Raw genomic sequence first — 24,044 nt, forward strand, 5'->3', positions numbered from 1 at the left:
AAAAACGAGAGACTTTTCGTTAGCCGGTTTTCGGGGTTTAAACTCATCTGTTATTTTTATCTCCGTACGGTGAGTGTTCCGTTCGCTTTATTGTCCGGCATGCTGCCTGTAATCCACCGCAGGCGACCGGGCAAAGGGCGCATGGCCGCGCCCTCTGCACTCCCGGCCTTGCGACAGGCCTGCCCGCCGCTTCGCGGTGCCTTCACTCATTCATGTGTCCTTTACGGACCGGTCATGATTCGCTCCTGCTCAGCATGACCTCTCGCCGCGTCCCTGCGGCTCGTCCTGGCCACATTCATTCGCTCAGCGGTGCGATGTCGCCTTGCCAACGATGCAAGCATCAGATAAGAAGACATTTTCCGTATTTTAAAAGACTAAACACGGGGACCACTGCCCGGAGAGCAGGTTTTGGGGCGCGATCCGCAGCGCCGAACGCAGAGTGACGGCCAGGCAGAGCCGGCAGGGACGCCGGCGAAAGCACGGTTGAGCCAGGACGGCGAATCCGGGCGGGCCGTCAGGCCGGAGCGATAAGTGAGGGGACAGCGAGGACCTGCGCCAGGCGCGGATTGTTAAGGCCCGCGCCTTCGGGCCTTAACCCGGCCGCCGCCATGCGGCAACTGAAACTACTGCGCGTATAACGGGCGGAACCTGCTCAGAGCGGATAACCGGGGAAACCGGATGCGTTTTTTATTATCAGCACGGTGAATATTCCGTTCGCTTTGTAATAAGGCTGCTGCCTGCCCGCCGCTCCGCGGTGCCTTCACTCATTCATGTGTCCTTCACGGACCGGTCATGATTCGCTCCTGCTCAGCATGACCTCTCGCCGCGTCCCTGCGGCTCGTCCTGGCCACATTCACTCGCTCAGCGGTGCGATGTCGCGGTAAGTCAACGGGTTGGTGGCCCGGAGAACACCGGGTGATTTTTGTCTCAGGTTTGTGAGTGTTCGGTTCATCTGTAGTTTTTTAATCAGTACGGTGAATATTCCGTTCGCTTTATTGTCCGGCATGCTGCCTGTAATCCACCGCAGGCGACCGGGCAAAGGGCGCATGGCCGCGCCCTCTGCACTCCCTGCCTTGCGACAGGCCTGCCCGCCGCTACGCGGTACCTTCACTCATTCATGTGTCCTTTACGGACCGGTCATGATTCGCTCCTGCTCAGCATGACCTCTCGCCGCGTCCCTGCGGCTCGTCCTGGCCACATTCACTCGCTCAGCGGTGCGATGTCGCGGTAAGTCAACGGGTTGGTGGCCCGGAGAACACCGGGTGATTTTTGTCTCAGGTTTGTGAGTGTTCGGTTCATCTGTAGTTTTTTAATCAGTACGGTGAATATTCCGTTCGCTTTATTGTCCGGCATGCTGCCTGTAATCCACCGCAGGCGACCGGGCAAAGGGCGCATGGCCGCGCCCTCTGCACTCCCGGCCTTGCGACAGGCCTGCCCGCCGCTTCGCGGTGCCTTCACTCATTCATGTGTCCTTTACGGACCGGTCATGATTCGCTCCTGCTCAGCATGACCTCTCGCCGCGTCCCTGCGGCTCGTCCTGGACACATTCATTCGCTCAGCGGTGCGATGTCGCCCGACCAACGGTGTTGGCATCCGCGGAAAAGCGGATAAGATTTTTGTCTCTGGTTTGCAGGTAATAAGTTTGTCCTTTGTTTTTCATCTCAGTACGGTGGATATTCCGTTCGCTTTGTTGTCTGGCATGCTGCCTGCACCCCGCTGCGGGCGACCGGGCAAAGGGCGCAGGGCCGCGCCCTCTGCACTCCCTGCCTTGCGACAAGCCTGCCCGCCGCTTCGCGGTACCTTCACTCATTCATGTGTCCTTTACGGACCGGTCATGATTCGCTCCTGCTCGGCATGACCTCTCGCCGCGTCCATGCGGCTCGTCCTGGCCACATTCATTCGCTCAGCGGTGCGATGTCGCCCGACCAACGGTGTTGGCATCCGCGGAAAAGCGGATAAGATTTTTGTCTCTGGTTTGCAGGTAATAAGTTTATCCTTTGTTTTTCATCTCAGTACGGTGGATATTCCGTTCGCTTTGTTGTCAGGCATGCTGCCTTTGCCCCGCCACGGGCGACCGGGCAAAGGGCGCATGGCCGCGTCCATGCGGCTCGTCCTGGCCACATTCATTCGCTCAGCGGTGCGATGTCGCCCGATCAACGGTGCTAAATCTGTTATTAAGCGGATTGGGGTTTTGTTTTAAAACCGAAAAACAGTGGCGATGCCGCATAGCTGGTTTTGGGGCGCTATCCGCAGCGCCGAACGCAGAGTGACGGCCAGGCTGAGCCGGCAGGGACGCCGGCGAAAGCACGGTTGAGCCAGGACGGCGGATCCGGGTGGGCCGTCAGGCCGGAGTGATAAGTGAGGGGACAGCGAGGACCTGCGCCAGGCGCGGATTGTTAAGGCCCGCGCCTTCGGGCCTTAATCCGGCCGCTGCCACGCGGCAACTGCAACTACTTCACGTATGACGGGCGGAATCTGCTCAGAGCGGATACACGGGAAACAGGATAATTTGTTTGTGTCAGCACGGTGAATATTCCGTTCGCTTTGTGGTAAGGCTTGCTGCCTGCATCCCGCTGCGAGCGACCGGGCAATCATCAGATAAGAAGACATGTTTCGTATTTTAAAAGACTAAACACGGGGACAACTGCCCGGATAAAATGATCTCCAGAGGATCATTCTCTGTGTCCGGCTTATTGGCTTGAATATAAACGCCGATATATCTGCACAAACACCCCTGTTTGAGAATGAATATTGCCGACCGTAACCTCATCATTGGTCGCCCGACTTTTCCAACACTCGGCTTCAACATCACAAGACGCCCGGGGCTCATACCCCTCTGATTTCAGGTAGTCCCTGATACTCCGGGTGTCAGAAACACCATAAAACTTCACAGTGAAGACATTAGCTTCTGTGCCTGTAATCCTCCCAAATTCAAATTTATAATCACTTGATACCCTTGGCATTTTTTTTAATAATTCCGGGGTGTAATATTCATACTGGCGTTGATTTTCCCTGGTATAATATGCGCTGCTGGCAAATTCCATCCTGATATACGGCCAGCCAATAACCAGGCCAATACCAACTATGCCAATCACCCCAATCAGAGCGACGCCAGACTTCCTCATAATCCCATCCTGCTATTGCTGGAACCCAGTACCACAAACGTCCTGTCATGCCGGGGAAGTATCACGTTTCCGGACAGAAAGTCGTTATAAGGAATTACCGTTCTCATGAACAGCGGTAACTCCCCTTTACGGGGCCGGGAATTTGGGGATCTTTCCGGGTCGGGGAACAACAGAGGTTGAAACGTTTTGTTCTTCCAGTTACCGATTTTGCCGTAGTAATCCCAGCGTTTCAGAGCGTCCTCCCTGCTTACAGGCCGGAGCTGAGGAAAAGGATCCTGAATCGATACCACACGGTAAAACCCCAACAGATCGGAGACCAAATCCTCACCGCTGAAACCGCTATCCGTCACTAAGTTATTGGGAAACATCTCCTGGAATGCCTCAAACTTGCATGCCATCGTCATCATCATCGCCAGGGCAATGCTTTTCTGTTCCCGGTAAGGTCGCCCTCTACGGATACGCCAGGTCATCACCTTACCTGAACGGATCAATCCAAAAGGTGACGTCATTCCCTGTGCATACCTGACATCATAAAATTCCTTCCCTGATGATTCACCCTGTGACATTAATCGCAAAAGATCCCGAATGTCCGAGCCCCGGGCATGCCCCAGGTCTACCCAGCCAAGTACTTCCGTATAAACTATCCCGTACTTTGCTGTGCTTGCCTCTCTGCCATCAATAATTTCTGATCGCTTACTCATCCTGAGTGTCCTTTCCCTATGTTCGTTCTGTCTGCATCTCACTTACTGCGTTTACCGCTTCAGGCTCTTACAGACTCAAACAACTCCTCTTACCAAAAGTTCGCCAGAATCGAACGCCGAAAATTGTCCAGACATGCATGACTATGCACCAGGCCGACTGATGGAAGGCTTCAGTATGGATCCAGACCAGGAGACACGAAAGTAGCATCAGGCCTGGCAGAAAACAGTGAACAGAGACGCAATTTATTACGTCACCTATCGCCGCGTCGGTACGTAGTTCCGCGGGAAAGCGGAAGATTTTTCGTTAGCCGGTCTGCGGGTTTTAAACTCACCTGTTATTTTTATCTCAGACCGTGAATATTCCGTTCGCTTTGTAATAAGGCTTGCTGCCTGCATCCCGCTGCGGGCGACCGGGCAACGGTGCAAACATCACCGGAAAAGCGGAATGTGGTTTTGTTTTAAAACCGAAAGACAGTGGCGATGCCCGGAGAGCAGGTTTTGGGGCGCTATCCGCAGCGCCGAACGCAGAGTGACGGCCAGGCTGAGCCGGCAGGGACGCCGGAGAAAGCACGGCTGAGCCAGGACGGCGAATCCGGGCGGGCCGTCAGGCCGGAGCGATAAGTGAGGGTACAGCGAGGACCTGCGCCAGGCGCGGATTGTTAAGGCCCGCGCCTTCGGGTCTTAACCCGGCAGCCGCTATGCGGCAACTGAAACTACTTCACGTATGACGGGCGGAACCAGCTCAGAGTGGATACACGGGAAACGGATGCATTCTTTATGTCAGACCGGTGAATATTCCGTTCGCTTTGTAATAAGGCTTGCTGCCTGCATCCCGCTGCGGGCGACCGGGCAAAGGGCGCAGGGCCGCGCCCTCTGCACTCCCGGCCTTGCGACAGGCCTGCCCGCCGCTCCGCGGTGCCTTCACTCATTCATGTGTCCTTTACGGACCGGTCATGATTCGCTCCTGCTCAGCATGACCTCTCGCCGCGTCCCTGCGGCTCGCCCTGGACACATTCACTCGCTCAGCGGTGCGATGTCGCCCGACCCACGGTGCAAGCATCAGACAAGAAGACATTTTTCGTATTTTAAAAGACTAAACACGAGGACCACTGCCCGGAGAGCAGGTTTTGGGGCGCTATCCGCAGCGCCGAACGCAGAGTGACGGCCAGGCTGAGCCGGCAGGGACGCCGGCGAAAGCACGGTTGAGCCAGGACGGCGGATCCGGGCGGGCCGTCAGGCCGGAGCGATAAGTGAGGGGACAGCGAGGACCTGCGCCAGGCGGGGATTGTTAAGGCCCGCGCCTTCGGGTCTTAACCCGGCCGCTGCCACGCGGCAACTGAAACTACTGCACGTATGACGGGCGGAACCTGCTCAGGGCGGATACACGGGAAACCGGATGATTTGTTCGTGTCAGCACAGTGAGTATTCCGTTCGCTTTGTGGTAAGGCTTGCTGCCTGCATCCCGCTGCGGGCGACCGGGCAAAGGGCGCATGGCCGCGCCCTCTGCACTCCCGGCCTTGCGACAGGCCTGCCCGCCGCTTCGCGGTGCCTTCACTCATTCATGTGTCCTTTACGGACTGGTCATGATTCGCTCCTGCTCAGCATGACCTCTCGCCGCGTCCATGCGGCTCGTCCTGGCCACATTCATTCGCTCAGCGGTGCGATGTCGCCCGACCCACGGTGCAAGCATCAGACAAGAAGACATTTTTCGTATTTTAAAAGACTAAACACGGGGACCACTGCCCGGAGAGCAGGTTTTGGGGCGCTATCCGCAGCGCCGAACGCAGAGTGACGGCCAGGCTGAGCCGGCAGGGACGCCGGCGAAAGCACGGTTGAGCCAGGACGGCGAATCCGGGCGGGCCGTCAGGCCGGAGCGATAAGTGAGGGGACAGCGAGGACCTGCGCCAGGCGCGGATTGTTAAGGCCCGCGCCTTCGGGCCTTAACCCGGCCGCCGCCACGCGGCAACTGAAACTACTTCACGTATGACGGGCGGAACCTGCTCAGAGTGGATACGCGGGAAATCGGATAATTTGTTTGTATCAGCACGGTGAATATTCCGTTCGCTTTGTGGTAAGGCAGGCTGCCTGGCCCACGCTGCCGGCAACTGAAACTACTTCACGCATGACGGGCGGAACCTGCTCTGAGTAAAAAAGAAAAACTATTCCGGCCAGTCAGCCGGGGATCGGAACGCTATCCGTAGCGCAAAAGCCATTAATTGACGACAGAATGTATTTTTTCTTAGGGTTTATCAGGCATTATTAGATAATTCACTCACGGCACTAAAATTGACTGTCTGAATTAACAAGGTAATTATGAAAATCGGATTATTCTACGGTTCCAGTACCTGTTATACCGAGATCGTCGCGGAAAAAATCCGTGATTTTATCGGTGACGACCTGGTGACATTACACAATGTGAAAGAGGGACCGATAGAAGCGATGCAGCAGTACGACCTGCTGATTATGGGGATCCCGACCTGGGATTTCGGCGAATTGCAGGAAGACTGGGAAGCTATCTGGCCAATGCTGCCTGACCTGCAGCTGCGCGGTAAACCCGTCGCACTCTATGGTATGGGTGATCAGATTGGCTACAGTGAATGGTTTCTCGATGCCCTCGGCATGTTGCATGACCTGCTGAAACCGATGGGCGTAAAGTTTATCGGCCAATGGCCGACCGAAGGCTTTGAATTTATCAGCCTTAAAGCTGTGCTGCCCGAGGGTGATCAGTTTGTCGGGCTGGCTCTGGATGATGTTAACCAGTTCGAAATGACCGATGACAGGGTCGAACGCTGGTGTGAACAGATCCTGACCGAAGTGGAAGAACTGCTGTAAACCCGTCTAGCGTGAATAACTCCGGCAATAGAACCAGTGCATTCGTAATGCCCGCCAGTCCTGTGCGGGCATCGCATCCTGCATCAGCCAGAAGCGCAGGCGCTGCCCCGCAGCGTTTTCCAGAGAAAGTAACACAGCAAAAGGTAACCAGCCCGGATTACCCCGGGTCCGCCAGCTCTGTTGCTGCCAGCGCCATCTTCCCTGCGCATCCACTTCCAGCACACCGCAACGCTCGCGAAAACGTCTGCGGGCCAGCTGCCCCTCACGCCATACCAGACAAAGAGCCATCAGTTTTAAGATACCTCCGCCCCAGGTCCAGGGGGTAAAAACGACAGCCAGCACGATCAGCGCCTGGACACTGCACTGAATACGGCAGGCCAGCCGGGAGGGGACTAATTCACTCTGCCACCGGGCCGCGTTGCTGGTTACGTTCACGGATCAATTGCACCATTTTTTGGAGATCCGCATCTGCCGGCTCTCCGTTGCCCATCATCCAGTTAAATAAATCCGGATCGTCTGCCCGTAATAAAGCGATAAACGTCTGCTTCTCAGGGTCGGTAAGCGTGTCATATTCATATCTGAAGAACGGCATAATAGCGATATCCAGCTCCAGCATGCCCCGACGGCAGGCCCACTGAATACGGGCTTTATCATTGATACCCGGGGAGGTTTGTTCCGGCATGATTTGTCCTGTGTACGGTTCCTGAGAAAACTCAGTTTACCCCGTAATGCACAGACAGGCGACACTCCCCCGTGACGGAAATTAAAAAACACGGGCGGGCACGCAATTATTCAGGAATACTGAAATTTCCTGCCCGGGCCTGTCGCTGCGTACGGGCTAATACTGTCCCGGATTTAAGGAATGCCTGTGACGTCAGACCCAGGTTTTCACTGACTGAGTATAAGTACTTCATGCTTATTCTCCTATTAAATACGTGTTAGTCTGACCGCTGAAATGTACGCGATTTTCAAGATATTCACATATCAAAGCCCCGCTACGATACTAAACTTGTCAGGCTACCGTGTTTTTTTACCCTGTATTTAGAGAAATATGGAATAAGCATTCGGCAGATTGATATAGTTAATTACCGGAGCTTGAGGAATTGACTCATTCTGGCAGAAAAAGTAACCAATGAAATTGTACTACCCTCCGTCAAACGTTACATATACATATTTACCTAAAGGGATCATCACTGCTATGTTGGGATACAGTTTTTCTATATCACACCATCCCGCAGATTATCCATAACTGATCTTATCAGCATTCGTGGACACGCGACTAAGTGAGCCCCCCTTGATCCGGTGTAACTCACATGACAAAATCCGTATCCACGACCAAAAAGTCTCGCAAACAGTATACGCCTGAGTTCCGCAACAAAGCCCTTAAACTGGCACTTGATAAAATGAGCATCTGATTTGACAGCAAGCGAAACAGTGTGATTATAAAGGTCTGACATCTATATCACACACAATGAAATTTTTGAAGGGAATATGTGCAAAAGCAAAGCCAGCTAATAGTCGCTTCATTTCACGTTATTTTTATGTACTCCCTATGGGTCATTAGATACACTACGCACATCTTTTTGGTTAAATCGGTGCGAAAAAGTGCATAATCAATTCTTCATGATTTTATATTTTCTTCTTGTATCATTTTTTATCATATTAACGCTAAGTAGTAAGAGGATGGGATTCATTGATAAGGTTGACTCGCGAGAACTCAACAACATTGACTCATTAAGGGGGATGCTTGCATTAATGGTAGTTTTCCATCACTACATGTTCAACTATTTCTTATGGAGAAATGGCAATTGGGATGTAAATGGATACAATATATTCCGTTTTATTGGACCACTTGCTGTATATGTTTTTTTTTATTATATCTGGCTACCTTTTCTCATCAATTGAAAAACAAAGCATAACCAAATGGATTATATTTTATAAAAAAAGAATATTCAGAATAGTACCGGTTTGCCTGGCTAGCTCTATCATATGTATATTTACTTCCTACGCTTTGGGTAATAAAGAAACCTTCAATACTTTAAATATAGCGTATTGGCTTGATGGCGGTTTATTAAACAAAAGACCCGAATTATTCGAATTCCCTAATAGTAATTTAATAAACGCCGGGGTTACATGGACGCTTCACTGGGAGTGGTTACTATACGTGTCCTTACCTTTCATATCGTTAACTCTAAAAAAAGAAAGGCGGTTAATTGCTAGTGTAGCGCTAGCAGGCCTATGCGTAATCGCATATTGTACAATAAAAAAATATATGCATGACACTGATCTATCAAATATATTTAAATACATTTTTTGCTTTTCCTGTGGATACATTTGCAGATTCATAAAGTCGAAAAAATTAGCACTATATTTAACATCAAAACCGACAATATCACTAACAATTTTACTTTCCATTGCTATTATTATTTCTGGAAGTACCTACGGAATACCTACAGCCATGGTCGCCTTTGTGTTTTTTTATAATATACTAAATGGAAAATCTATTTTTGGATTGCTTGAAGTAAAAGGGTTACGCCGGATTGGCGTGGTTAGTTACAGCATTTATTTAATGCATGGGATATGTTGGTTTATTGGGTTCCATTTAATAAAAAATAACTCAGATATAATAAAAATGTCTACCTTGACATTTTTAGTCATAATTATTCTATCAATAATTATTTCATTGTGTATTGAATACCCATTCTACAACTGGACAAAAACAAGCAAACCCAACTAAAATAAATAGTTAACATAAGACCATATTAAGAGCGATACTGAGGTCAGCCCCTCTGTATCGCTCTGGTAAATTTTACGGACATGAATCACTGAATAATATGATGCAGGGGTAATATCGACACCTCCATTATTGAGCCGAAATTTCAAAAAACACATGGAACTAGAACGGGTCTAGTTACATGCTCTCTGCCCGCCGGCCGCGTCATGCTTATCTGCGTTACCGTACCCTGATTGACCGATGCAGTGCCGGTCTGCTGGCCTTCACCGGCCTGAAATTGCTGTTCAGGTGATCATTTGCCGGCAGGCTCCCGCCGTATAACGCATTTCCCGTGTGGTTTCGCCCTTTTCAGCGGTCGGCCTTTGGTGAATAATGCCCTGAATACGACTGCTAACCCGGCTCAGCCCCGTGCTGATGCCCACTTAAGCCACAGGATGCCCTATGCCAGAAAATACTCTCTCTCAACCGGCAGCCGCAGAGACACTGCCTCTGACTATCGTCGCCCTTGATGACTGGGCACTGGTCACTGCCCGCGGCCCGGACAGTACCAGCTATCTGCAGGGGCAACTGACGCTGGATGTTGCCGCCCTGCCGGAAAATGACCACCGGCTGGCCGCCCATTGTGATGCCAAAGGAAAAATGTGGAGCAGTCTGCGTCTGTTCCATGATACGGAAGATTACGGCTATATCCTGCGCCGTCAGGTCCGTGATGCCCAACTGGCCGCGCTGAAAAAATATGCGGTATTTGCCAAAGTGACGCTGAGTGACGACGACACCCGTCAGCTGACCGGCATTGCCGGACAAGGTGCCCGCGAAGCTCTCGCGGCTCATTTCAGTGAGTTACCGGATCACAACCAGCCCCGGGTTCTGGCAGAAGATCAACTGCTGCTATGGCAGGACTGTCCGGCGGAACGCTTTATTCTGATTGCCGGAAAGGAACAGACCGCCGCCCTTCGCTCAGCAATAAGCCATGCGCAGACCGGCGACAGTCAGCAGTGGCTGGCGCTGGACATTGCCGCCGGTCAGCCGGTGATCGATACGGCCACCAGCGGTGAGTTTATCCCGCAAGCCACTAACCTGCAGGCATTACAGGCGATCAGCTTTAAAAAGGGCTGTTATACCGGTCAGGAGATGGTTGCCCGGGCGAAGTACCGCGGAGCCAACAAACGTGCATTGTACTGGCTGCTGGGCACGGCAGAACAACTGCCGGCCACCGGCGGAGCGCTGGAATTACAGATGGGAGACCGGTGGCGTAAAACCGGCACTGTGCTGGCCGCCGTGAAGCTGAATGATGGCCGGGTGTCCGTACAGGCTGTGCTGAATAATGACCTGGAAGCAGAAAGTGTATTGCGTCCTGAAGGCGACGAAGGCGCAGTATTAACGGTACAACCCCTGCCTTATTCCCTCAGCGAAGAAAAGTAATCTGCCGGTGGCCCGTTAAACGTATTCACCGGGCCCGGCAGACAACCACGCTGGCCGGACGGGCCAGCGACTTTAACGCCGATAACGGAGCCTTCACGGCTCCGCACGGCAGCTTAACGAACATAGAAGTAGATAGCGCAGAAGTGACAGACAGAGCCCCCGAGCACAAAACCATGCCAGATCGCATGATTATAAGGGATGCGCCGCGATACGTAGAATATCACCCCCAGCGAATAGACAATGCCGCCGATCGCCAGCAGCCAGACACTGGCGGATGAAAGCCGGGTCGCCAGCTGATACACCACAATCAGTGACAGCCAGCCCATCAGCAGATACGTGACCAGCGACAGGATCTTAAAACGATGCGCTATCGTCAGTTTAAAAATAATTCCCGCCAGGGCTAAGGCCCAGATCACCACCATTAACGTATGCGCCAGCGGTGATTTCAGTCCGACCAGTAAGAAAGGGGTGTAAGTCCCGGCGATCAGCAGATAGATCGCACAATGGTCGAATTTTTTCAGCCACGGCTTGGCTTTCGGCGAAGGAATAGCGTGATACAGGGTTGAGGCCAGAAACAGCAGGATCATACTGCTGCCGTACAGGGTATAACTGATAAGGGTTATTGCCCCCGCATTGTGTTCAATGGCCCGGGTCAGTAACAGTACAAGTCCGACAACTCCGAACAGGCATCCCAGTCCGTGGCTGATGCTGTTAGCCACCTCTTCGGCCAGAGAATATCCCTTCGGAAATAAACGATGTTGTGTCATGCAGGCTTCCTGATTTCAGTACGTTGTTTCCGATAGTGCACAGGTAGCGTAGCGAAGAATATTTTCAGTGTACAGGTGTAAGCTGAATTTTTTTGTGAATGCCTATGTCCACCGGCAGCGAAAAACCCCGGGGCCGGTGTGGTCAGTGATTACCCGGCATTCACGGCACCACGTCGTTGCCGTACCGGACAAAATGCAGATCATCATGCCATTGTCCTGCCAGATAAAAACTCTGTGACTGCCGTTCTGTCAGGCGAAAACCACAGCGCTGCATCAGCCGTTGACAGGCCTCATTACCTTCGGTGACCTGACAGCACAAACGGAGTCCGTAGCCTTCGCTGAAAAAGCGCTCAGCCAAAATGTTCAGCGATTCGGCAGCATAGCCTTTGCCCTGTGCCTGCGGGGAAAAAATAAAACCTGCCTCACCGGTATCTTCTTTCAGGCAAAATCCGGTCAGGCCGACAGGAGTTCCGCTGTCGCGTTCACTCAGCAACAGACACAGCCAGTGATCGCTGCTGCGCTGCCACAGCGGCAGACGGCTGTTAAATTTCTCACGGATACTTTCTTCACTCAGCGGGTCGCTGATAAATCGCATGACCTGCCGGTCGCGGTACAGTTGCAGGAAAAATGGCCAGTCATCTGCCTTCAGCTGACGGCCGGATAAGCGGGGGGTAATAAACGGAGTCATTGCTATTCCCGGGTAACAAACAGATCAGATTCATCGTAAAACAACGGCTGTCCCGAAGGACAGCCGTGCTGAGCATATTACTGATAATCGCTGACAGGAACGCAGGAACAGAACAGATGACGATCCCCGTAAACATCATCCAGACGTTTCACTGTCGGCCAGTATTTATTGTCACTGCCTGCCGGGAACACCGCCAGTTCACGGGAATAACAATGCGACCATTCACCGGCCAGTTCCTGCTGGGTATGCGGCGCATTGACCAGTGGGTTATCCTCCGCAGGCCATTCGCCACAGATAACTTTCTCTATCTCTGCGCGGATAGCCAGCATCGCCTCAATAAAGCGGTCCAGCTCATGCAGACTTTCTGATTCGGTAGGCTCCACCATCAGCGTTCCTGCCACCGGGAAAGACATGGTAGGTGCATGGAACCCGTAATCAATCAGTCGCTTAGCAATATCCATTTCGCTGATACCACTCTTTTCTTTCAGCGGACGAATATCAAGAATACATTCGTGCGCCACATGCCCCTGTTCACCGGTATAGAGAATGTTATAAGCCTCTCCCAGACGGCGGGCAATATAGTTAGCATTCAGGATAGCCACAGAGCTGGCTTGCCGCAGGCCTTCGCTCCCCATCATACGGATATACATCCAGCTGATAGGCAGAATAGACGCACTGCCAAAAGGTGCTGCAGATACCGCCCCTTCACGGGTCAGTACGTCTGCCACCCGGACAATACTGTGCCCGGGCACGAACGGTGCCAGATGCGCTTTAACACCGATCGGCCCCATCCCCGGCCCGCCGCCGCCGTGCGGAATACAGAAGGTTTTGTGCAAATTGAGGTGCGAGACATCCGCACCGATAAAGCCGGGTGAAGTCAGCCCGACCTGGGCATTCATATTTGCGCCATCCAGATACACCTGTCCCCCGAACTGATGGACGATGTTGCACACTTCACGGATCGTCGATTCATACACCCCGTGGGTGGAAGGATAAGTCACCATAATGCAGGAAAGCTGCTCCCCTGCCTGCTCCGCTTTAACACGCAAATCATTCAGGTCGATATTGCCCTGTTTGTCACAGGCGACCACGACCACCGACATGCCTGCCATCTGTGCAGACGCCGGGTTAGTCCCGTGGGCCGAGGCCGGGATCAGGCAGATATTCCGTTCCGGCTGTTGGCGGCTTTCATGGTAACGGCGGATCGCCAGCAAACCGGCATATTCCCCCTGCGCGCCGGAATTCGGCTGCATACACAGGGCATCGTAGCCTGTCAGGCGGACCAGCCAGCGGGATAGCGTCGCTATCATTTCCAGGTATCCCTCTGCCTGTGAGGTCGGACAAAACGGGTGCAGCTCTGAAAATTCCGGCCAGGTAACCGGTAACATCTCGGCGACCGCGTTCAGCTTCATGGTACAGGAGCCCAGGGGGATCATCGCCTGATTCAGAGCCAGATCCTTGCTCTCCAGCCGGTGCATATAACGCATCATTTCTGTTTCGCTATGATAACGGTTGAACACCGGGTGGGTCAGAATGGCTTCCGTACGATATAATGCCGCCGGTACAGAGGCACTTTCTGTCGCTGCCTGAGCATCCAGCGCGTCAAAATCGATCGGTGCATCATTGCCGGTCAGGATCGTCAGTAATACCTGCAGATCCTCCCGACCGGTCGTTTCATCCAGGGTAATACCGACGGCTTGCGGTAAATCGGTCCGCAGATTCACCTGATGATCGGCTGCCCGCTTCAGGACTGCGGCTTTATCTTTGACCTCCACCATCAGCGTATCGAACCAGTGACGGTTACGTACGCTGAGCCCCTGCTGCTGCAGGGCTGCAGCCAGAATATCGGTCAGGCGATGGATACGTTCGGCAATTTTTTTAAGCCCCTGCGGACCATGATAGACCGCATACATACCGGCAATATTGGCCAGTAATACCTGCGAGGTACAGATATTGGAGTTGGCCTTTTCGCGGCGGATATGCTGTTCGCGTGTCTGCATTGCCATACGCAGTGCCTGGTTGCCGCTGACATCCCGGGATACCCCGATAATACGGCCAGGCATGGCGCGTTTATGTTCATCACGGCTGGCAAAGAAAGCTGCGTGCGGCCCGCCGTAGCCCATCGGCACGCCGAAGCGCTGGGAAGAACCAAACACGATGTCGGCCCCCTGCTCACCCGGTGAGGCTAGCAGCACCAGCGCCATAAAATCGGCGGCCATGCTGACAATGACTTTACGCTCCCTGAGCGTAGCAATAAGATCCCGGTAGTCATGCAGATGTCCGCGGGTGCCGCAATATTGCAGCAGCACACCAAACAGGTCCTGATGATCCACCGCCTTCTCTGCCGCATCGATAATCAGTTCAAACCCGAAGGTTTCGGCGCGTGTGCGCACTACGTCAAGGGTCTGCGGATGCACATCATCAGCCACAAAAAACTTATTGGCATTTTTAAGCTTACTGACCCGTTTCGCCATCGCCATCGCTTCAGCCGCTGCCGTGGCTTCGTCCAGTAAGGATGCCGAGGCGATATCCATCCCGGTCAGATCGAGGGTGACCTGCTGAAAATTAAGTAACGCTTCCAGACGCCCCTGTGAAACTTCCGGCTGATAAGGGGTGTAAGCGGTATACCAGCCCGGATTTTCCAGCAGATTACGCAGAATAACCGGCGGGGTGATCACCGCGCTATAGCCCATGCCAATCCAGGATTTAAAGCGTTTATTACGCCCGGCTATCGCCTTCAGCTCTGCCAGCGCCTGCTGTTCCGTAATGGCCTCACCGACTGCCGGCAGTTCAGGCAGACGGATATCCTGTGGCACTATCGCGTCGATCAGCGACGGCAGAGAACCGGCACCGATAGTTTGCAGCATTTTTTCCTGCTGCTGTGGTGAAGGCCCGATATGGCGGGCAATAAATTCATTCTGATTTTCGAGCTGGCTGAGAGTCCGGGTCATTCGCTTTGCATCCTGAATCAGGCTTGAAGATAAACAGCAGGACACAGAGTTCCTGCTCTGGCAGAGGATACCGGCAGCCTTCTGCCGGTAACGGGAGGGCGTTTATTCGCCGATAGATGCGAGATAGGCATCCGCATCCAGCAGTCCCTGCTGGCTGTCGCCGGCAGGTTTCAGTTTAAACAGCCAGCCACCCGCATAGGGCGCGCTGTTCACCAGCTCCGGGTGCTCACCCAGCGCATCATTGACCGCAATCACTTCACCGCTGAGCGGTGCATAAATATCAGAAGCGGCCTTTACGGACTCCGCTACCGCACAATCTTCTCCCCGGGTGACCTGAGCGCCGACATCCGGCAGGTCAACAAACACCATATCGCCCAGCAATTCCTGCGCATGTTCGGTGATCCCGACAGTAACGCTGCCGTCAGCTTCCTGACGCACCCATTCATGACTCTCACGGTATTTTAATTCAGCCGGAACATTGCTCATTCGGGTTATCTCCTGAAATTATTGTTATACCAAAGGTTTACCAGCACGAACGAACACCGGTTTGCAAACGGTGACCGGCATTTCGCGCTGTCTTATCTGTACCACGGCACTGTCGCCGATGGAAGCCGGTACCCGGGCAAGGGCAATGCTGACGCCCAGGGTTGGTGAAAACGAACCGCTGGTAATAATGCCCTGCTGCCGGACCCCTTCGGTATCCGTAAACAGCACCGGTTGTGCATTACGCAGAACGCCTTTTTCTTTCAGCACCAGACCCACCAGCTTTTCGGTGCCCTGCTGACGCTGAGCTTCAAGGGCTTCACGGCCGATAAACTGTCGTTCTTCCGGCTGCCAGACAATGGTCCAGCCCATATTGGCAGCCAGCGGCGACACGCCCTCATCCATTTCCTGTCCGTAGAGATTCATCCCGGCTTCCAGCCTCAGCGTGTCACGGGCGCCCAGCCCGGCAGGGCTGACACCGGCTTCCCGTAAACGCTGCCACAGGGCAGGTGCCTGCTCCGCCGGCAGCGCTATCTCGTAACCTGACTCACCGGTATAACCGGTGGTGGCAATAAATAACTCTCCGCTCTGCACACCGAAGAACGGTGCCAGCCCTCTCGCGTCCTGCCGCTGGCGCTCTGTCAGCAGGCTTTGTACTTTCTGCTGAGCATGGGGGCCCTGAATGGCAAGTAATGCCAGTTCACTGCGTTCCTGCAAGGTGACACCAAAAGGCGTGGCATGGGAGCTTATCCAGGCAAGATCTTTTTCGCGGGTCGCGGAATTGACCACCAGCCGGAAGTGATCCTCTGTCATAAAGTAAACGATCAAATCATCAATCACGCCGCCGGAGGCATTCAGCATGGCGGTATAGAGTGCTTTTCCGGGCTGTGTCAGTCGTGCGACATCATTGGCCAGCAGATAGCGAAGAAACTCGCGGGTACGTGCACCGTGCAGGTCCACAATGGTCATATGAGAGACATCAAACATTCCGGCATCATTCCGCACCGCCAGATGTTCATCAATCTGCGAGCCATAATGCAGGGGCATCATCCAGCCATGGAAATCAACCATCCTGGCACCACAAGCCTGATGCTGTTCATATAAGGGGGTGTGCTGAGTCATAACCGTCGTCCTGTCGAAAAGTGAGAGGTTTACCGGTGGTGGTTTACGCCTTTAAGGCTTAAAAACCCGGGCGCAAACGTTACCCTGCCAAAAACTTACCATTGAATGCGGCACTTCACCATAAGCAAAATAATGGCAAAAAACCGCCATGCACCCTGATAGTGCATAGCGGACTGCAGTAAAAAACACCAGTTAACAGACGGAAATATGAACATTTCACCGGTAACTGCTCCTTCGGGCAGAATTTAAAGGTAACTTACCGGCGAATACGGGTGACAAATTAATGACTGCATTTCTCTTACGGATTAGAAAAAGTATGGCAAAGAGAGTCGTCAAATTAGAATAAATCAAATGACGTTCTAAAGTGGTGCAGCGCGACCTATGGCCTGGCACCTGACCGGCAGGGCGCTTAATCGCAGGGAATAAGCTGCGGTGAAGCGCAGAAAATATTTTGAAACGGTACTTCGGCTATCAATGAGCCCTCACTTTCCCTTTATAAGGGCTTAGCCTGACCAGAGGAGCAAGGGCGTCACAGGCCGGACAGTTAACTGTCCGGAGTGCTTCTGTCAGAAAACGGCCCTGGTCAGCACGCCGCTTTGCAATGTGCAGTTCACGGCCTGATACTGTAACGAACAAAATCTTCCAGATTAGCCAGCCTGTCGTAGAGCTTTCTCGCCGGATTCGACCCACGGGTTATCCAGTAAACTTTCGCCCAGGATTTCTCTTTCGCTTCGTCACGGATAGCTTCGATCAGCGCTTTACCCGCACCCAGCCCCCGCATGGTATCGTCCACAAAGAGATCTTCCAGATAACACAAGGGCTGCGTATACCAGGCCCCTTCATGCAAAACAAAGATAGCGAACCCGATAATCTTTTTATCTGTCTCCGCCACCCTGCACATCAGGGGCGAGTCTGACGACAGCGCTCTTTTCCAGGTCGATAACGTCACCGACATATCAAGGTCACTTCCGGCGAATGCCAGATATTGCTTCCACAGTGTCATCCAGGCTTCGTGATCCTCAGCCTGAACCTCGCGTACATGAACCGTCATTCTGCTCCCTCTTTCTTCCTGTAATGAGTCAGGATAATCACCGGACTGCCACTTTTATATCGGCTTCCGGGCGGTAAATATACTTCCGCTTTATGCAGATCATTGGACAAGTAAATAAAGACTGCCGTTTATAAGGCTGCGGCCAGTAGTTCAGACGAATCCGTCAGTATGACGCCATGGTCCAGCATATCGGCCTTTGCGGCAGCCAGGGAGCCCTGAAAATTAATCCCCTTGCAGGCATCTTCGATAACCGTGGTAGTGAACCCTGCCAGCCGTGCATCAATGGCGGTCATTGCCACACAGAAGTCGGTCGCCAGACCAACAATATAAACGTGACTGATCTCACGGGCCTGCAGCCAGGCGGCCAGTCCGGTCGTTGTCTGCCGGTCGGCTTCGGTAAAGGCTGAGTAACTGTCGATATCCTGATGGTAACCTTTGCGGATAATCAGTTGTGCGTGCGGAATGTCCAGCTGGCGGTGAAGCATGGCCCCTTCACTTTCCCATACCGCATGCACCGGCCACAGATGCTGAGGACCGTAACGGGTTTCGATGATATCGCCGGGCTGTTTACCGGGATGATTTTCGGCAAACGACAGATGGTTATGAGGATGCCAGTCCTGGGTCAGCACAACGTTACTGAAACACCGGGCCAGCTGGTTGACCCGCGGAATAATCATTTCGCCGCCGGGAACCGCCAGACTCCCGCCGGTCACAAAACAATTCTGCACATCTACGACAATTAACGCCCTGTGCCGGTCAGGCACTGAGGGTTCTGATAAAGGCATAACGTTATCTCCGTCAATTCACTGCAAGGCTGCTGGCCACGTCAGGACCAGTGTCAGAAAGCCAGTATAAACAGAGTCCTTGCCCGAACGCGACAGCCATAACCGGCGTAATACGCGTCCATCCGATCACTGTGGCAGAAAGCCCGCTGTTTAGCTGATTTTCGCGCAGGACAGACATTTAAAGAGGGGGCCGGAAGGAAGGGTTGCGCTCAGGCCCGCCTGGCGGCGGGCCATGACAGCCTGTTTAGCTGTTTTTTAACCACTCCGGTAAGTCATGCAGGCCCATTGCCTGCTGCAGCAATTTTGGCTTAACCCCCGGTAAGGTATCAGCCATTTTCAGCCCGATATCGCGCATTAATTTGAGCGCGGGGTTGCTGCCGGCAAACAGTTCACGAAAGCCCTGCATCGAAGCCAGCATCATCGCCGCACTGTGCTTGCGACTGCGCTCATAACGACGAAGGTAGAGATACTGACCAATATCTTTCCCCTGCTGCTGCAGGCGACAGATTTCACCGATAAGCTCTGCAGCATCCATAAAGCCGAGGTTCACCCCCTGCCCTGCCAGCGGATGGATAGTATGGGCAGCATCGCCGACCAGCGCCAGCCGGTGTGCAGCAAACTGCCGGGCATAACGGGCCATCAGCGGGAAGGTTTTACGTTCACTTTCAGCACGGCATAACCCGAGTTTCATATCAAAAGCGACAGACAGTTGCTGATTAAACTGGTCTTCAGACATCCCGCTCAGTCGCTCAGCCTGTTGCGGTTCGCAGGACCAGACAATGGAACTCAGATGCGGGTCAGAAAGCGGCAGAAAAGCCAGAATGCCTTCACCATAAAAAATCTGTCGTGCGACAGCATCATGAGGCTGCTCCGTACGGATATTGGCCACCAGAGCGTGGTGCTGGTAATCCCTGAACATCAGCGGAATATCCGCTTTTTTTCGCAGCCAGGAATCCGCCCCGTCCGCCGCGACCAGCAACCGTGCCGTCAGCATAGAGCCGTCTTCCAGGGTGACGAAAGCTTCGTTATCACCAAAAGCAACCTGTTGAAGCTGTGCCGGAGCAATCAGTGTCACATCACTGCAGCGGCTGGCCCGCTGCCATAAGGCTTCGCGCAGTACCTGATTTTCAACAATATAGCCCAGACTGGTCATCCCCTGATGCTGATCGTCAAAGCGGATATGACCAAAACTGTCTTTTTCCCAGACTTCCATACCGTGATAAGCACTGGCGCGCATCGCCAGAATATCCTGCCAGACACCGAGGTGGCTGAGCAGACGTTCGCTGGCACGATTAATCGCCGATACACGAACCGACGGGGCTGCCTGCAGATCCGGCGGGGTATGCGGGGACTTTTCCAGTACCGCAACTTTCAGGCCACTGCCTTCCAAACCGCAGGCAACCGCCAGACCAACCATTCCGCCACCGGCGATGACAACATCAAAGCTCTGCATCAGTACTCTCTCATTAACGTTTCACCCAGCCCAGGGTACGCCCGGCCAGCTGATGTTTAAGCCACGGCATTTTATCCATGACAGTTAAGCCAATATTACGACCCGCAACTAATGGCAGATTCCGGTTAGAAAAAAGCCGTACCAGACCATCGGTGATAGCGATGGTTTTCTGCCGGTCGGGTTCACGCCGCTCCCGATAGCGCTGCAGCGTCGCATAATCACCGATATCCTCCCCGGCGGCACTGGCCCGGGCGACCGTTTCGGCCAGTGTCATCACGTCCCGCAAGCCGAGATTAAATCCCTGCCCCGCAATAGGATGCAGGGTCTGGGCCGCATTTCCGGCAACGACCAGACGATGGCGGGTGACCTCCTGCGCCTGCTGCAATACCAGCGGATAATAGTCACGTTTACCGCAGCGTATAAAACGCCCCTGCCGCCAGCCAAATGCCTTTTGCAGTTCATCCAGGAATTGCTGTTCACTCCAGGCCTCCACCTGTGCGCGCATCTCTGCCGGATGACACCAGACCAGAGAGTAGCGATCGCCGGACATCGGTAACAGTGCCAGCGGACCGTGAGGCGTAAACCGCTCATAGGCTCTGCCGGCGGGCAACTCGCTGGTTCTGACATTGGCTATCACAGCCATCTGCTGATAATCCTCCTGCTGCCAGCGCACTCCACATCCCGCCGCCAGTGAAGACCCGGAGCCATTGGCCACCACCAGCAACTTCGCCTGGTGTTGTTCGCCATTATCCAGCGTAACCGTGACCTGCTCTGCAGTCCGTGACACACTCTCTGCCCGTGCAGGACAAATTACGGTCACACCGGGCGCATGCTTAAGCCGTGAAAACAGCTGCTGTCCGGCATCATGCAGTTCGACCACATTGCCCAGCGCCGGCAGCCCGTATTCATCATGACGGATGCCGACATGGCCCGGAAAACCACGATCACTGACATGGATGTCGGTGATCGGCGTTGCACAGCCGGCAAGATGTGACCAGATCCCAATCTGTTCAAGTTGCTGGCAGGTTCCCGCTGCCAGAGCAATCGCCCTGCCATCAAAACCGGGATGCCCGCGTTCGCCGGGCGTGGTTGCTTCAATCAGAGTCACAGGGAGTTTTCCCTGCGTGAGGTGCGAGACCGCCAGCGCAAGCGTTGCGCCAGCCATCCCTCCCCCTGCGATAATCATGCTCATGCTGCGCTGTTTCACCTGTTAGCGGCGTGACTGTCTGGCTTCTGCCATCAGTGCTTCAATATCATCTGCATTTTTTACTACAGTATCGGTCAGATTTTCATGACCTTGCTCAGTGATCAGGATATCGTCTTCAATACGGATACCTATCCCGCGGTATTGTGGCGGGACATCCGCATCAGGCGCAATATACAGCCCCGGCTCCACGGTTAATACCATGCCCGGCTCCAGCAGACGTTCCCGTGCCGGAGACCCGTAATCGCCCACATCATGCACATCCAGTCCCATCCAGTGACCCAGACCATGCATATAGAACTGTCGGTGAGCATTTTCAGCGATAAGGGTCTCGATGTCTCCCTTCATTACCCCAACCCGTACCAGCCCGGTCACCATAATACGGACCACTTCGTCATTCACCTCACGGATACTGACACCGGGACGGTAGAGGGATAATGCTTTTTCCAGTGACTCCAGCACGATGTCATAGATTTCACGCTGAGCCGGAGTAAAGCGTCCGTTCACAGGAAAAGTGCGCGTAATGTCGCCGGCATAGCCGTAAAGCTCACAACCGGCATCAATCAGAACCAGATCACCGTCGCGTAATTCACATTCATTTTCGGTGTAATGCAGAATGCAGCCGTTTTCCCCGCCACCTACGATGGTGCCATAAGAAGGAAACCGCGAACCATGACGGCTGAATTCATGATGGATCTCACCTTCCAGCTGATATTCGTACATTCCGGGGCGGCAGACTTCCATCGCACGCTGATGGGCCAGCGCACTGATTTTCCCGGTCTGGCGCAGGATCGCTATCTCTTCGTCATCTTTGAACAGACGCATTTCATGCACCAGAGGACGCCAGTCGGTCAGTGTAGCTGGCGCACGAAGATTCTGGCGACTCCCCTGACGCAGTTTATTGAGAGCAGCAAACACTTTGCTGTCGGCAACGTCATCATCGCCCTGCGCAAAGTAAACCACATCCAGCCCATTGAGCAGCTGATAGAGCTGATCGTCCAGGTCCTCCCAGGGCAGCGCTTTGTCCACACCGAGTTTTTGCGGAGCCGCGTCCTGGCCCAGACGGCGGCCCGACCAGATCTCTGCGGTAACATCCCGCACCCGGTTAAACAAAACGCTGTGATTATGTTTTTCATCACTTTTTATCAGTAACAGGAGCGCCTGAGGCTCATTAAAACCGGTGAAATACCAGAAATCGCTGTTCTGGCGAAAAGGATATTCGGTGTCACGGCTGCGGGTGACTTCCGGGGCGGCAAAGAATAATGCAGCACTGCCCGGGACCATTTTAGCCAGGAGTGCCTGGCGGCGCCGTTGGTAATTTTCCAGAGTGATCATCATCAGTGCTCCCTGTTAGCCCGGCCCGTTACGGCCGGGAGATAAAGATAAATTAATGCAATGTTGGTTTCTTAACTTCTACCGCCGTCGGCTGCGGGCGATTAAACGTTTCATAGCACAGTACCGCCGCGACACGGACATATTCGAGCACTTCTTCCAGGGACTGTTCCAGTTCTTCCTGGTCTTCGTCTTCATCGTAGCCTAACTGAGCGATAGTTCGCAGGTCGTCGATAGCTTCGCCGGCTTCACCGGTCACTTTATCCAGTTTCGGTTGGGTAACTCCCAGGCCGAGCAGGAAGTGGTTTACCCAGCCTGCCAGCGCGTCTGCACGCTCAAAAACAGTACTCTGGCTGTCTTCCGGCATCAGTAAGCGGAACATAAAGCCATCGTCTTCCAGTGTCTGCAACACCGCATCGCGCACTTCCTGCAGCGGCTGAGAGAGCGTCTGTGAGAAGGCCAGGCCATCATTGGCCAGGTCATGGACTAAGGTTTTCCAGCTGTGATCCTGATTGCCACCACAGATGATACCACTGATCAAACCGTGCATTTCTGCCGCGGTCATTCCTACCCCCTGCGAAGAGAGTGTGGCAGACAATGCATCATAGGAAGGTAGTGCGTTCTGTAAGGACATAGTTATTCATCAATGTTGGAAAGTTAAGTTCATGGTATGCTACCACTAGCAGCCTGAAGGATTCCAGAAAAGGGGTTGTAAGTTATTATTCAGGTCTATATAGTGGCCCCCGTTCCCCGATAAGCGTCTCGGATGCGGGCAATGTAATCAGTCAGGAAGGTGGCATGTCTGCGCAACCAGTAGATATACAAATTTTTGGTCGTTCATTAAGAGTTAACTGTCCGCCGGAACAGCAGGAAGCGCTGAATGCGGCCGCAGCTGACCTGGACCAACGGTTGCAGGACTTAAAAGTCCGCACCCGGGTGAACAATACCGAGCAGCTTGTGTTCATAGCAGCATTAAACATCTGTCATGAACTGGCGCAGGAAAAAAGCAAAACCCGTGATTATGCATCGAATATGGAACAACGTATTCGCATGCTGCAACAGACTATTGAACAGGCATTAGTTGAGCAGGGTCGGATCACCGACCATCAGGGACCGAAATTCGAATAACACTTTATGGATCCTGTGCTACAATTTCCATGAAGTAAATTTTCTCTGGGATGTTTGCGAGCGGGCCAGTCCCCTGAGCCGATATTTCATACCAACAGAATGTGGCGCTTCATTTTTTGTGTGCATGCCCGGTCCGTCCGGGAAGCCTGATAATAATGACGGCATGTTCACCTTGAACCAAGGGTTCAAGGGTTACAGCCTGCAGCGGCATCCCGGAGATCTCCCTTTAGTACGTTTCTGTCCTTCCGGACATTTCTTCCCTGAGT

General features: G+C 53.4%; 22 protein-coding genes and 1 other RNA gene. 5 read left to right on the forward strand and 18 right to left on the reverse strand.

The annotated features are described in order from the left end of the window. Positions 1-853 precede the first annotated feature (853 nt). From CG67_RS09435 to CG67_RS09455, 4 genes are all read right to left on the reverse strand, one after another. A complete protein-coding gene (locus CG67_RS09435) occupies positions 854-1,111 on the reverse strand; it encodes a hypothetical protein (protein WP_152975051.1) in 258 nt (85 codons plus the stop codon). An 89-nt stretch (positions 1,112-1,200) separates the two neighbouring features. Continuing rightward, entirely contained in the window at positions 1,201-1,458 is a 258-nt protein-coding gene (locus CG67_RS09440) for a hypothetical protein (protein WP_025902702.1), read from the reverse strand. 1,232 nt (positions 1,459-2,690) lie between these two features. After that, positions 2,691-3,125 (reverse strand): hypothetical protein, encoded by a 435-nt coding sequence (locus tag CG67_RS09450; protein ID WP_025902704.1) that lies wholly within the window; start codon positions 3,123-3,125, stop codon positions 2,691-2,693. Further along, on the reverse strand, positions 3,122-3,826 hold the full coding sequence (locus tag CG67_RS09455) for a hypothetical protein (protein ID WP_025902705.1): 705 nt from the start codon (positions 3,824-3,826) through the stop codon (positions 3,122-3,124). The genes CG67_RS09450 and CG67_RS09455 overlap by 4 nt, the downstream gene beginning before the upstream one ends. Positions 3,827-6,139: 2,313 nt before the next feature. Here CG67_RS09455 and fldB point away from each other — a divergent pair. Then, positions 6,140-6,658 (forward strand): flavodoxin FldB, encoded by a 519-nt coding sequence (gene fldB / locus CG67_RS09460; protein ID WP_025902706.1) that lies wholly within the window; start codon positions 6,140-6,142, stop codon positions 6,656-6,658. Positions 6,659-6,664: 6 nt separating this feature from the next. Here the strand turns inward: fldB and CG67_RS09465 are convergent, their stop codons facing one another. The 3 genes from CG67_RS09465 to CG67_RS18665 form a co-directional block, all read right to left on the reverse strand. Beyond that, positions 6,665-7,093, reverse strand: a complete 429-nt coding sequence (locus tag CG67_RS09465) for a protein YgfX (protein WP_025902707.1) — start codon at positions 7,091-7,093, stop codon at positions 6,665-6,667. Continuing rightward, on the reverse strand, positions 7,056-7,340 hold the full coding sequence (sdhE, locus tag CG67_RS09470; protein ID WP_029991328.1) for an FAD assembly factor SdhE: 285 nt from the start codon (positions 7,338-7,340) through the stop codon (positions 7,056-7,058). The genes CG67_RS09465 and sdhE overlap by 38 nt, the downstream gene beginning before the upstream one ends. 106 nt (positions 7,341-7,446) lie before the next feature. Continuing rightward, positions 7,447-7,572 (reverse strand): hypothetical protein, encoded by a 126-nt coding sequence (locus tag CG67_RS18665; RefSeq protein WP_256360148.1) that lies wholly within the window; start codon positions 7,570-7,572, stop codon positions 7,447-7,449. A 947-nt stretch (positions 7,573-8,519) separates the two neighbouring features. On the opposite strand from CG67_RS18665, the gene CG67_RS18800 reads away from it, so the two are divergent. Together CG67_RS18800 and ygfZ are read left to right on the forward strand one after the other, a co-directional pair. Continuing rightward, a complete protein-coding gene (locus CG67_RS18800; RefSeq protein ID WP_371190682.1) occupies positions 8,520-9,395 on the forward strand; it encodes an acyltransferase family protein in 876 nt (291 codons plus the stop codon). 438 nt (positions 9,396-9,833) lie between these two features. Beyond that, complete coding sequence (ygfZ, locus tag CG67_RS09490) at positions 9,834-10,814, forward strand: tRNA-modifying protein YgfZ (RefSeq protein WP_025902711.1); 981 nt, start codon at positions 9,834-9,836, stop codon at positions 10,812-10,814. A gap of 113 nt (positions 10,815-10,927) precedes the next feature. On the opposite strand, the gene CG67_RS09495 is transcribed toward ygfZ, so the two are convergent. From CG67_RS09495 to CG67_RS09545, 11 genes are all read right to left on the reverse strand, one after another. Further along, complete coding sequence (locus tag CG67_RS09495) at positions 10,928-11,581, reverse strand: hemolysin III family protein (protein WP_025902712.1); 654 nt, start codon at positions 11,579-11,581, stop codon at positions 10,928-10,930. 160 nt (positions 11,582-11,741) lie between these two features. Next, positions 11,742-12,269 (reverse strand): GNAT family N-acetyltransferase, encoded by a 528-nt coding sequence (locus CG67_RS09500; protein WP_025902713.1) that lies wholly within the window; start codon positions 12,267-12,269, stop codon positions 11,742-11,744. A gap of 77 nt (positions 12,270-12,346) precedes the next feature. Beyond that, positions 12,347-15,220, reverse strand: coding sequence for an aminomethyl-transferring glycine dehydrogenase (gcvP, locus tag CG67_RS09505; protein ID WP_025902714.1), 2,874 nt, complete (start codon positions 15,218-15,220; stop codon positions 12,347-12,349). A gap of 102 nt (positions 15,221-15,322) precedes the next feature. Further along, positions 15,323-15,706 carry a glycine cleavage system protein GcvH gene (gene gcvH, locus CG67_RS09510; RefSeq protein WP_025902715.1) on the reverse strand — a complete coding sequence of 128 codons (384 nt, stop codon included), beginning with the start codon at positions 15,704-15,706 and terminating at the stop codon, positions 15,323-15,325. 24 nt (positions 15,707-15,730) lie between these two features. Next, positions 15,731-16,825, reverse strand: coding sequence for a glycine cleavage system aminomethyltransferase GcvT (gene gcvT / locus CG67_RS09515; protein WP_025902716.1), 1,095 nt, complete (start codon positions 16,823-16,825; stop codon positions 15,731-15,733). Positions 16,826-17,435: 610 nt separating this feature from the next. Further along, positions 17,436-17,876, reverse strand: a complete 441-nt coding sequence (locus tag CG67_RS09520) for a GNAT family N-acetyltransferase (RefSeq protein WP_025902717.1) — start codon at positions 17,874-17,876, stop codon at positions 17,436-17,438. 128 nt (positions 17,877-18,004) lie between these two features. Continuing rightward, complete coding sequence (pncA, locus tag CG67_RS09525) at positions 18,005-18,661, reverse strand: bifunctional nicotinamidase/pyrazinamidase (RefSeq protein ID WP_025902718.1); 657 nt, start codon at positions 18,659-18,661, stop codon at positions 18,005-18,007. A 244-nt stretch (positions 18,662-18,905) separates the two neighbouring features. Next, complete coding sequence (ubiI, locus tag CG67_RS09530) at positions 18,906-20,114, reverse strand: FAD-dependent 2-octaprenylphenol hydroxylase (RefSeq protein ID WP_025902719.1); 1,209 nt, start codon at positions 20,112-20,114, stop codon at positions 18,906-18,908. Positions 20,115-20,127: 13 nt separating this feature from the next. Continuing rightward, positions 20,128-21,306 carry a 2-octaprenyl-6-methoxyphenyl hydroxylase gene (gene ubiH, locus CG67_RS09535; RefSeq protein ID WP_025902720.1) on the reverse strand — a complete coding sequence of 393 codons (1,179 nt, stop codon included), beginning with the start codon at positions 21,304-21,306 and terminating at the stop codon, positions 20,128-20,130. Positions 21,307-21,324: 18 nt separating this feature from the next. Beyond that, positions 21,325-22,653: a Xaa-Pro aminopeptidase gene (gene pepP / locus CG67_RS09540; RefSeq protein ID WP_025902721.1), complete on the reverse strand. Its 1,329-nt coding sequence runs from the start codon at positions 22,651-22,653 to the stop codon at positions 21,325-21,327. Between the two features lie 52 nt (positions 22,654-22,705). Beyond that, positions 22,706-23,284 carry a YecA family protein gene (locus CG67_RS09545; RefSeq protein ID WP_025902722.1) on the reverse strand — a complete coding sequence of 193 codons (579 nt, stop codon included), beginning with the start codon at positions 23,282-23,284 and terminating at the stop codon, positions 22,706-22,708. Between the two features lie 164 nt (positions 23,285-23,448). Here CG67_RS09545 and zapA point away from each other — a divergent pair, with 164 nt between their 5' ends. Both zapA and ssrS read left to right on the forward strand, forming a co-directional pair. Next, entirely contained in the window at positions 23,449-23,778 is a 330-nt protein-coding gene (gene zapA, locus CG67_RS09550) for a cell division protein ZapA (protein WP_025902723.1), read from the forward strand. Positions 23,779-23,817: 39 nt separating this feature from the next. Beyond that, positions 23,818-24,001, forward strand: a non-coding RNA gene (gene ssrS, locus CG67_RS17475) — 6S RNA. The last annotated feature ends 43 nt before the right edge of the window (positions 24,002-24,044 follow it).

The organism is Tatumella sp. UCD-D_suzukii (genome assembly GCF_000611875.2).
In the GTDB taxonomy this organism is placed as follows: Bacteria; Pseudomonadota; Gammaproteobacteria; order Enterobacterales; family Enterobacteriaceae; genus Tatumella; species Tatumella ptyseos.

Bases quoted from the DNA above. Each gene is read 5' to 3' on its own strand.
- CG67_RS09520 (WP_025902717.1), bottom strand. From the start codon at position 17,876: ATGACGGTTCATGTACGCGAGGTTCAGGCTGAGGATCACGAAGCCTGG.
- fldB (WP_025902706.1), top strand. From the start codon at position 6,140: ATGAAAATCGGATTATTCTACGGTTCCAGTACCTGTTATACCGAGATC.
- gcvH (WP_025902715.1), bottom strand. From the start codon at position 15,706: ATGAGCAATGTTCCGGCTGAATTAAAATACCGTGAGAGTCATGAATGG.
- pncA (WP_025902718.1), bottom strand. From the start codon at position 18,661: ATGCCTTTATCAGAACCCTCAGTGCCTGACCGGCACAGGGCGTTAATT.
- CG67_RS09455 (WP_025902705.1), bottom strand. From the start codon at position 3,826: ATGAGTAAGCGATCAGAAATTATTGATGGCAGAGAGGCAAGCACAGCA.
- sdhE (WP_029991328.1), bottom strand. From the start codon at position 7,340: ATGCCGGAACAAACCTCCCCGGGTATCAATGATAAAGCCCGTATTCAG.
- CG67_RS09545 (WP_025902722.1), bottom strand. From the start codon at position 23,284: ATGTCCTTACAGAACGCACTACCTTCCTATGATGCATTGTCTGCCACA.
- CG67_RS18800 (WP_371190682.1), top strand. From the start codon at position 8,520: ATGTTTTTTTTTATTATATCTGGCTACCTTTTCTCATCAATTGAAAAA.
- ygfZ (WP_025902711.1), top strand. From the start codon at position 9,834: ATGCCAGAAAATACTCTCTCTCAACCGGCAGCCGCAGAGACACTGCCT.
- CG67_RS09500 (WP_025902713.1), bottom strand. From the start codon at position 12,269: ATGACTCCGTTTATTACCCCCCGCTTATCCGGCCGTCAGCTGAAGGCA.
- CG67_RS18665 (WP_256360148.1), bottom strand. From the start codon at position 7,572: ATGAAGTACTTATACTCAGTCAGTGAAAACCTGGGTCTGACGTCACAG.
- ubiI (WP_025902719.1), bottom strand. From the start codon at position 20,114: ATGCAGAGCTTTGATGTTGTCATCGCCGGTGGCGGAATGGTTGGTCTG.
- CG67_RS09495 (WP_025902712.1), bottom strand. From the start codon at position 11,581: ATGACACAACATCGTTTATTTCCGAAGGGATATTCTCTGGCCGAAGAG.
- pepP (WP_025902721.1), bottom strand. From the start codon at position 22,653: ATGATCACTCTGGAAAATTACCAACGGCGCCGCCAGGCACTCCTGGCT.
- CG67_RS09450 (WP_025902704.1), bottom strand. From the start codon at position 3,125: ATGAGGAAGTCTGGCGTCGCTCTGATTGGGGTGATTGGCATAGTTGGT.
- gcvP (WP_025902714.1), bottom strand. From the start codon at position 15,220: ATGACCCGGACTCTCAGCCAGCTCGAAAATCAGAATGAATTTATTGCC.
- zapA (WP_025902723.1), top strand. From the start codon at position 23,449: ATGTCTGCGCAACCAGTAGATATACAAATTTTTGGTCGTTCATTAAGA.
- ubiH (WP_025902720.1), bottom strand. From the start codon at position 21,306: ATGAGCATGATTATCGCAGGGGGAGGGATGGCTGGCGCAACGCTTGCG.
- gcvT (WP_025902716.1), bottom strand. From the start codon at position 16,825: ATGACTCAGCACACCCCCTTATATGAACAGCATCAGGCTTGTGGTGCC.